6 protein-coding genes and 1 riboswitch are annotated in these 8,565 nt (G+C 43.3%); of the genes, 2 read left to right on the top strand and 4 right to left on the bottom strand.

From position 1 onward, the window contains the following. Positions 1–333 precede the first annotated feature (333 nt). The 3 genes from DEH07_04415 to DEH07_04405 are packed head-to-tail and all read right to left on the bottom strand — an operon-like array spanning position 334 to position 3,394. A complete protein-coding gene (locus tag DEH07_04415; protein HBY03780.1) occupies positions 334–2,952 on the bottom strand; it encodes a hypothetical protein in 2,619 nt (872 codons plus the stop codon). A 20-nt stretch (positions 2,953–2,972) separates the two neighbouring features. After that, positions 2,973–3,206 carry a hypothetical protein gene (locus DEH07_04410; GenBank protein ID HBY03779.1) on the bottom strand — a complete coding sequence of 78 codons (234 nt, stop codon included), beginning with the start codon at positions 3,204–3,206 and terminating at the stop codon, positions 2,973–2,975. Beyond that, the gene (locus DEH07_04405; protein HBY03778.1) at positions 3,206–3,394 is read right to left on the bottom strand and encodes a hypothetical protein; all 189 of its coding nucleotides are present in this window, start codon (positions 3,392–3,394) and stop codon (positions 3,206–3,208) included. The genes DEH07_04410 and DEH07_04405 overlap by 1 nt, the downstream gene beginning before the upstream one ends. Before the next feature lie 146 nt (positions 3,395–3,540). Here DEH07_04405 and DEH07_04400 point away from each other — a divergent pair, with 146 nt between their 5' ends. Continuing rightward, on the top strand, positions 3,541–4,587 hold the full coding sequence (locus DEH07_04400; protein HBY03777.1) for a hypothetical protein: 1,047 nt from the start codon (positions 3,541–3,543) through the stop codon (positions 4,585–4,587). Positions 4,588–4,638: 51 nt separating this feature from the next. Here the strand turns inward: DEH07_04400 and DEH07_04395 are convergent, their stop codons facing one another. Next, positions 4,639–5,916: a hypothetical protein gene (locus tag DEH07_04395; GenBank protein ID HBY03776.1), complete on the bottom strand. Its 1,278-nt coding sequence runs from the start codon at positions 5,914–5,916 to the stop codon at positions 4,639–4,641. A gap of 581 nt (positions 5,917–6,497) precedes the next feature. Between DEH07_04395 and DEH07_04390 the strand changes: the two genes are divergently transcribed. Further along, positions 6,498–7,778, top strand: a complete 1,281-nt coding sequence (locus DEH07_04390; protein HBY03775.1) for a hypothetical protein — start codon at positions 6,498–6,500, stop codon at positions 7,776–7,778. Between the two features lie 386 nt (positions 7,779–8,164). After that, positions 8,165–8,284: riboswitch (molybdenum cofactor riboswitch) on the bottom strand. Positions 8,285–8,565: the final 281 nt, after the last annotated feature.

Raw genomic sequence — 8,565 nt, 5'->3', positions numbered from 1 at the left:
TTGCCGCACCCGTGCCAACCATGCTTAACAGCCTCGGTTTAAATTCTTCGTACCAGATATGATTAGCACAGAAATGTTTCCCGCTGCCGTCAATCTGACGGGCTTCTTGGTAAAGCTGCTCCAGTCTCGGTTCTATTTTTGTTAACTCGTTGAAGGTCATTGACTGCCTCCGGTTAAAAAGGTGAGTTTCTAAAAAACCCCTAAATTTAGTAACGGTGCGCTTTTTCGGGTTTTACGGTGAGTGTGGTGAGTATTTTGCCGCTATTACTCTATTAAAAAATGTATTTTTTTCCGTGTGGGGTGGCGGCAAATAACTCACTAGACACACATAACTCACATAACGAGATCAACTTTCCATAAAAAAGCGCGGTGTATAGCACCGCATTTTTCCAGTTTATAGCCATTCGTGAAATATACTCCGGATTTCCGCGCTAACACGCGCCCCAACTTCCGGGTAAATCCCCGCTCACTGGGATCCAGCCAATCTGGTAGAACGTCTCTAAATTCCGCATTGAAAGTAATCTCTCGCTCAATCTGTTTTACGGTTATCGGCTTTGAACCAAAAACCTTGTGCCAGGACTCAATAAGGTCTTCGATCCCTTCGTTAATTTCCGCATTTTCATAAATCTCCGCTGCATTCCCTAAAAACTCATTCACGTCAGCAAATTCCAATATCCCGCCTATTACTTCACGCCATTCTTCGAAACTCCCCATTGGTGGAGCTTTTACCGGTGCCGGTTGCCCGGCAAGAACCCAGGCTCTAGCAAGGGTAAAAATTGCTGCCAACAGTGCACCGCGGTTTTCCTTTACGTACTTTGTTAGATAGGGGTGCCTGAATTCATTTTGGTCCCGCTGCCATGGCCTTGCTCGATTTGCGTCCAGTCGCACCCGGTAACATCGCCGGGGGAGGTCTCCAGCCAAACGAATGTTATTCCCGGTAATAACCCAGCAGGTTCTATGTTGCAAATTTATGATTTCATTGCGTCCTAAAATTCGATCACTCCAGTTGACAGAAGTCAAGAGTGCGCACAATGTAGATGAGTGGAAAACGTCTTCAACGTTGTCAATCACGACAACTGGCCGCCCGGCGCTTAAAATAGATGTTACACGTTTCCTCCATTCGTCTTCACGATCTCGCCCTTCTGGCGCTGTAGTCATGTAAGAAGAGGCACCCGTTGATATCATGGAAATCACATCGGATAAAAGGCTGGCCCCGGTCCCTTGCAGGGGTTTATCAATCAGCAGCATTGGTACGGGTCCCGCAATTAAATCTCTCAAAACTGGCGTTATAACAGCGGCCAGGATATTCGCCCAGCTTGCTCCACTGTCAAACGGGAAATCGGCTAAGATATCTCTTAACCGCCCCAATGAAGCTTCAACATCTGTCTTAACAGGCCTGTCCGGTATTTCTGGCAGCGAGGAACCGGGTTCCGGCGCGTAATAAAGCGAGGTTCCAGCATCATAACCCGGAGTAATAAACAAGCTGCCGTCCCCGCGCATTATTGGCACCTGCGTAATTCCACGTAAAAGGGGTAATGGCAGATTGTCCAGTGACATTATGTCTCTTACTAACTCCGGGGGCGGGATTGCGGGTAAATATTTTACATCACCGCTTTTTTCACGCGCTTTTACATATCTAGCACTTCGCGCTAGGTATCCCCTTAATGATGCTTCGTTAACTGATTTAAGCACAGGTCTAGTGAATGAATGACAATGCTTATCTTTCTCCTGAATATGAGAAATTTTCGTAATTTCCCCTGCCCTGTTGAAAAGTATCTCCGGATAATTACTTGCTGCTAAAGCGGCGAGGGCTTCTTCAGTAATTGACGGTAAGGAACGATTATTCACAACGATTATTTTTTGTTTTTTAACTTCAGGATTGCCCTCCCAATCAAGAGCAAACTCCTGTTCTGGGCTGGGCCGTTCGTGAACTGGGCAAGTCTCCTTACCCGTACAGAACCTCGTCACCCAGTCGGCTTCATCGCATCCCAGGCTTACGTACCCTGCGCCGTTTTTACCGTTATAAGCGCTCTTGACATGGTGTTCCAACTCGTCCGGGCCGAATTCATCCAGGATTGGAGGGCTATTTTTTTCATCAGCAATTCTGACGGAGGTCAATGCAATTTCATAAGGATAATTTGCCCGGTTCATGTGGGCTGCCAGCCTAAACAGCGCCGGCCGCCTGGGGCCATTTAGCGCGCCTTTTTCCATAAAATTTTTAGCGCACGGAAGTAAGTCCTTAAAACCATTTCTGACGGCTGGTCTTTCCTTATTTGTGGCGGTCTTTGGCGGTTGCTCCGGCTCTTTCGGCAGCATGGCCAAGGCAGTATTTAACTCTTTCCGGGTGTGCCGCCGTACTATATCAAGGAATTGCTCTAAGGTAAGGGCCGTCCCGCCGTCTGTCACAACACGCCGGTTATTCTTAACGCTCGGAGGGAAGTAAGGCAGATTAATGAAATTTCCATAATTCAATCCGTCAAAACTATCTTGCTTCGGGAAAATTTCAGGCGTAGTTCCTCCGATAGCCTCTTGCCAGGCTTGTCTCAATAGTCTGCGTGCCTGCGCTACCGGTACCGGCTCACAAAAGAAAATCCAGATATGATAGCCTCCGGATTTTGATCTTTCGATATGTGCGATTATCCCCAGATCCGAAAGCTTGTCTCGCAGGGCTGCAGCGTTCTCCGCCAGCTGCGCCTGGTCTTCTTCATTGTGGTTGTCTGAATCGATAGCGCAAAACCACACATTGCCATCGGACTGCAAAGGATAAATGCCTAAACTATGCCGATAAGTTGTGCCAGTCAAATGATTTCCATACTGCTGTAGAGTTACCGGCGTCTTATTGCACCATCCGCGCTTTTCATCAGCATAGAGGCGTCCGCAAGCACTGGTCAAGCCTTGGAATATATCTGCGAATTTTTCTACTAATACTTCTGTTAGTTCATTGTCCGGCATGTTTTTTACCTCTTAAGTTTTTACTGCACTCGCCTTATTGCTCCGGGCTGTGATTGATTCTCGATCCATTTGTCGAGAGCTGCCTTGTCCACAAGGATGCGGTTTCCAATTCTAAAATGGGGGATATTCCCGTTGCTTAATTCCCGCCGTAATAACCATTCGCTGATCAAATCCCGAAGATACTTTCGGGCTCCCTTTACGTCAAAAATTTCTCGTACTGTTTCCCTAGAATCTGCGTTAAGATTTGCAAACATTAGTTAACCTCCTGCTGCAGCTCCTTGATAGCCTTGAGAATCGGCTGCTTCTTTTTATCCGGTAACTCTTTGCGCAATAATTTGCAAAAGTTTTGTTCATGAATTCCATACCGATCGGCTACTTGCCACTGGAAAAGTCCAGCGTCTTTAATTGCTTCCCGAATATCTTGATTTGCCTTTACCTGCATTGAGACCCACCTCTCGTTTAAATTTTTATTGACGCCTTATAAGTAATGGCGTTATAGTTATTATGATTGATATTGGTATTCCTGTACACGGGCACAAGCGATACATATTTTAGATCAAAAAAATTATTTTTAAAGGAGGCCTCTAATTGATAAATAAAATTTTTCACATTCCTAACCTCAAAATATCTTGCTTAAAAGCTGATAATTTGAGCACAAAGAAATTCTTCTGGGTAATTCCTGAAGTACTAAGAAAGGAATTTCCAACAGCGCACACCGGTCTTACTTGCTTCATAGCCAGGGATTCTAAAACTACATATCTTCCGTTTGAAGACGGTTTTTGCAAGGATATAATAGGTAGGGTTTTTGAGATAGGGGAAATACTTAAGAAAGCAGGTAGATTTGAAGAAAAATCATTAGACGACAGGTATATGCTAAGGACATTTGAGTGCAAAAAATTGTTTTTTTCTGATGAAGATTATTTTCTTTGGGCAAATATTGCTCAAGAATACCAGGATCTTTTAACTCAATATGTAGAAAACTTTATTTATGATTTTGGTTTTTTATCTATATGGCCAGAAATAGATAAAGTCTTCCTTGCCGCTTCACCGGGAACAAGTGGTTTTAGTAAGGATTGCTGGGAAGTATATGAAAAACAAGAAGACGGTGGGATCTTAGAAGTCGGTACTGACTGGTGGTATATTTATAAAGAAAATCTCTATAAGGTTGAACCGTTGATTTTTGTCCTCGAATATATCAGCCGTTTATATATGTACCACACGTATAAAGTACAGCCCTATACTTTTGATATTGATATTAACTGTAAAGTTGCTTACCTTGGAGATGGTCATGGTATCGTTTTTGAGGGGGAAGGCCTTCATCTTTTGATTGATTTAGCCTATTCTCACACTGTTACTGATAGTAATAAAGAATTTCGCCAGTGCGAAGAAGAACAATGCGGTACCTGGTTTTTTGCTGATAGATTAAAGAAACAGCGTTTTTGTAGTAGTAAATGTAAAAGTAAGCACAATACTCGAAAAATCCGAAATAAAGAGTTGAAAGAAAAATTGCTTCAACAATTTAAAACGATAAATGAAAGTTGGCTATCAGATCAAATCGATACCTTGTTCGAAAAAGGTATAACAGGGGAAAAGCAGGTTGAAAATCGAATAACGATACTAATAAATGAAAAGTAAAGAAGAACCAAAAAAGCGCCCTTATGGACGCCCCTTAATAATTCCTGCTCATTATCCTTTCTTTCTTAACTGCTCTGGTTGCTTATTCATAAGTTTTTCCATTATACTGCTGCCTTCAAACTGCGCCTTTTCGATTGCATGGCCGTATCTCTTCCAGATCATATTAGCGTCGGCATGACCAACCATATGAGCCACTTCAAGAACAGGCGCTCCCTTCGACAACAAAAGCGAAATACAGCTATGGCGGAGGCAATGGAAATTTTTCGCCGGTAACCCGGTTTTTCTTATAAAATCATGCCAGTATTGAGAGGCATATATAGCGTGTATCTGTTCCCCGTTCCACTGAGTAAACACAGCGCCGGATTCTACCCACAGAGTCCCTATTTTCTCTTCTCGGGCCTCTTGATGCCCTTTTAATTGCTTCAACAGAAATATTGTACTTGCAGACAGTTTTACATCTCTAAGAGACGCTTTGTTTTTAGGCGGTTTTTCGAAGCAGGGCTCACCGGGGATATACTGCCATGATTTATTTATACTGACCATGCGGGTGTCAAAATTAATATCGTCCCATTTTAAAGCAAGTATTTCCCCTTCACGGGCTCCAATTTCCAGGGCAATATTTACCAATACTTTATTCTGCAATGATTCCCCTTCCATGTATTGCTTTATAAGCGCGACTTCTTCTGCTGTGTAGCTGTCAATTTCCTTTTGCACCGGTGCTTGAGGTGCTCTGAACTTACAAGGATTATTCGGCAGTAATTGACGCTCGACTGCATACTGCAGTATAGAATATAAAACCCGGTGATAATGCCACTGTGTTTGTTGAGATAGATATTCTTCGCTTGCTTCACCGCTCCGGTTCTTTTTCGGCTGCTCACTCAGCCATTTATAAAATTCCTCAACCCGGTCAAGGTTTATTGATGCTACTTCATCATTTCCAAGAAATTGATTGATCCGTTCAAGTAATTGCCTATACCGCAACATTGTTTTTGGCTGATGTTGGCCCTTCCTGCTGCGTCCGGCCCGGTATTCAAGCCATCGTGCTGCCAGGTCAGAAAATCTTTCTTTGACAGGCTCCCTATACCCTGGCTGATTGACTTCCTTTTCTTTTTTCTTGGCATAATCTAATGCTTTATCCAGGCCCTTAGAATCTATCCAGGCTTGTACATCGTCAGGCTTTTTCTTGCTGGCCGGTATGACTATCCTGATAGTTTCCTTCTTTTGATTCCTGCTGCCGTCTGCATTTTTAGGACCGTCATAAAGAACACGGAAGGCAACCTGAGTTCCTTTACTGACGATTTTTGAATACTTTTTATCGACGGAAGGCATTTATTTGGCCCCCTTTTTAAAGTGCAGTTCAAGAATGTGCCTTATCGCGTCTGACCTGCTCATTTTTATTCCCGGCGTTTTTTCCTGAAGCTTGACAACCTCCCGATCAATTTTTTCAACAAGCTCGTCCGGCATCCGGATATTAATTACTTTCACGGTATCACCCCTTCTTGATATATATTGTAATACAATAAGTGGGTAATGTAAAGATATATTTGGAACATTTATTGGAACATTTTTTTCAAAAGTATTCAAAATCGAACATAAAAATACCTGAAGCCGTTTTCAACAATCCTTTATTTCCAAAGGTTTTCAGGTATATTCAATAATATCCCAAAAGGCTTTTAGCGCTCTCCAAAACCGTAGGCTGCGGGTTCGATCCCTGTCTCCCCTGCCAAAGAAATGCAAAGCCCCGCAAGGATCTGCGGGGCTTGTTGTTTGCCACTAAAGCAGTTACTAACTGTCACCTTTCAGCCCTGCCCATATGGTATTTTTTGGACTTAAGTATACCCCCATGTTTTTTACGCCGGTCAACGCATTGGTTAAATAAGACCACAAAATTCATAAGGGAGGGACTAAAAATGAAGAAAATCCTTGCGCTATTGTTGACACTGGCCATACTGCTCACATTCGGCGTTGGAAACGCGGTAGCGAAAACTGCTAATGCAAAAGCAAATGGGCAAAGCATGAAGAAGCAGGTGAAATTCTCTGACCTTCAAGGCCACTGGGCGCAGCAGACGATTGAGAAAATGCATGCTAATGGCGTTGCGGGCGGATATGCTGACGGAACCTTCCGTCCCAATAACCTGTGCACCCAGGCGGAGGCAACGACACTTATCGACCGGGCTGTATCAAAGAAATTTAACATTCAATCAGCAAATTGGAACCCGACTGACGGGAATGCATTTTACGGAGACAGCGACGTCCCGGCATGGGCGAAAAGCGGTGTAAAGCGGGCAGCGCAAAACAAATTCATCAACCCCAAACGTTTTAATTCAAATGCACAGATGAGCCGTCTGGACTCCTGTGTTCTACTGGGAAAGTACCTGGAAAAATGCGGGAAACTGAAACCGGTATCCGTATCCGATCTGAATTTCAACCCCTTTAACGACTGTGGGCAAATCTCGGATGAAGACTACGAGTATATCCTGGCTCTCTATAAACTGGGAATTATCAAAGGCAACCCCAATGGCAATTTCAACCCTAACTGCGCTATAAAACGGGTGGAGATTTTTATCATCATCTATGCACTGGATGATAACGATCAAACTGAAGGTGATGATGAATCCGCCCCAACATGGGATAACGACAGTAAGATCACCGCGTTCAATGTTGGCGCAAACAGCGTGGAACTCAAATGGGACCCTGCTGACGACAATGCAAAAGTTACCGGCTATAAAATAACATACACCGATGATGGGACAAATAAAGTAAAAACGGTTAATTCAACCCGCACTACAAAGATTACCGAACTAGATGCCGATGAAGATTATAAATTCACCGTCCAGGCGCGGGACGCGGCTGGGAACTGGAGCACGGATGGACCTTCCGTCAGAGTGACCACAAAAGAAGATAACGACACTACAGCCCCGGCCTGGCCTTCGGGAAGCAAACTTAAGGCCAGCAACATAACAAAGACAAGTGTCACCCTGGAATGGCCGGATGCTGCTGATAACGAAGAAGTAACCATGTACAGGATCTACCAGGATAATGCGTTAAAGGCAACCCTGGACGCTGATATGAATAAGACCACCATATCAGGCCTGCAGAAAGGAACCGAATATACGTTCAAGGTTAAAGCGGGCGATGATGCGGGCAACTGGAGCGCCTACCTGAGTTTAACAGTAGAAACTGATAGTTAAAGTGTGAAAAAGTTTCCAGATAACTATGAAAGTTATCTGGAAAGAAGGAACATTTTTAATAACATCGCGCGTTTCATGAAAGGGTCGGTGATTTCGCAAGGAATCCCTACCCTTTCTCCATGCCTGCCCGCCCAATTTATACAGTGCGATAAAAAAATGAGCAGCTTATTAAAAACTGCTCCAGTCACATGGAAATAGGGAAGTAAACTTAAAGAGCAACAGAGGTCAACGGCTTAAAAAAAGCAACTTCATCATCAAAGATTTAGACCGTTTTGTGCGGATATTTAAGAACACTTACGGCAGCAAAAAAGCCAGTTGTCCGAAAAGACAACTGGCTTTTAACTGGTTAAAAAAAGCTAAACTTTAGAAGTTCAGCCCGAATACGTTTAAAAACCTGCCAATTTTCTTTCCGCACCGGGAAGCGTAGCTGTTTCCGGCTACACTCTAGCGGCCTCAGATCCATAGTCATTAACCGTAGGTTCCAAGGCTCGAAAATTGTAATATTCACTTGTCTATTTTATTATATTCTACGCTCTTTTTTAAAATTCCTTTTTAACCGAAAAAAATCTGTTACTATTCACAGTCCTATTTAATTTCAATTCATGACATAGAATGTTCTTTATCAAATTAATAATATCACCTATTGAATAGAGAAAAGGATAAAAGCGCGGCCAACGCAACATCAAAAGAAATAAATGCCGCGCTTTTTTTGATTAAAATTTTTTAAAAAAGCAGGACTCCAACCATCCGATGTCGAATATTGCATTATGAAAATAGCGGTGGAAGG

It is taken from the genome of Desulfotomaculum sp., from assembly GCA_003513005.1.
Taxonomy (GTDB): domain Bacteria; phylum Bacillota; class Desulfotomaculia; order Desulfotomaculales; family Nap2-2B; genus 46-80.
This window is presented reverse-complemented; position numbering and strand designations above follow the sequence as displayed.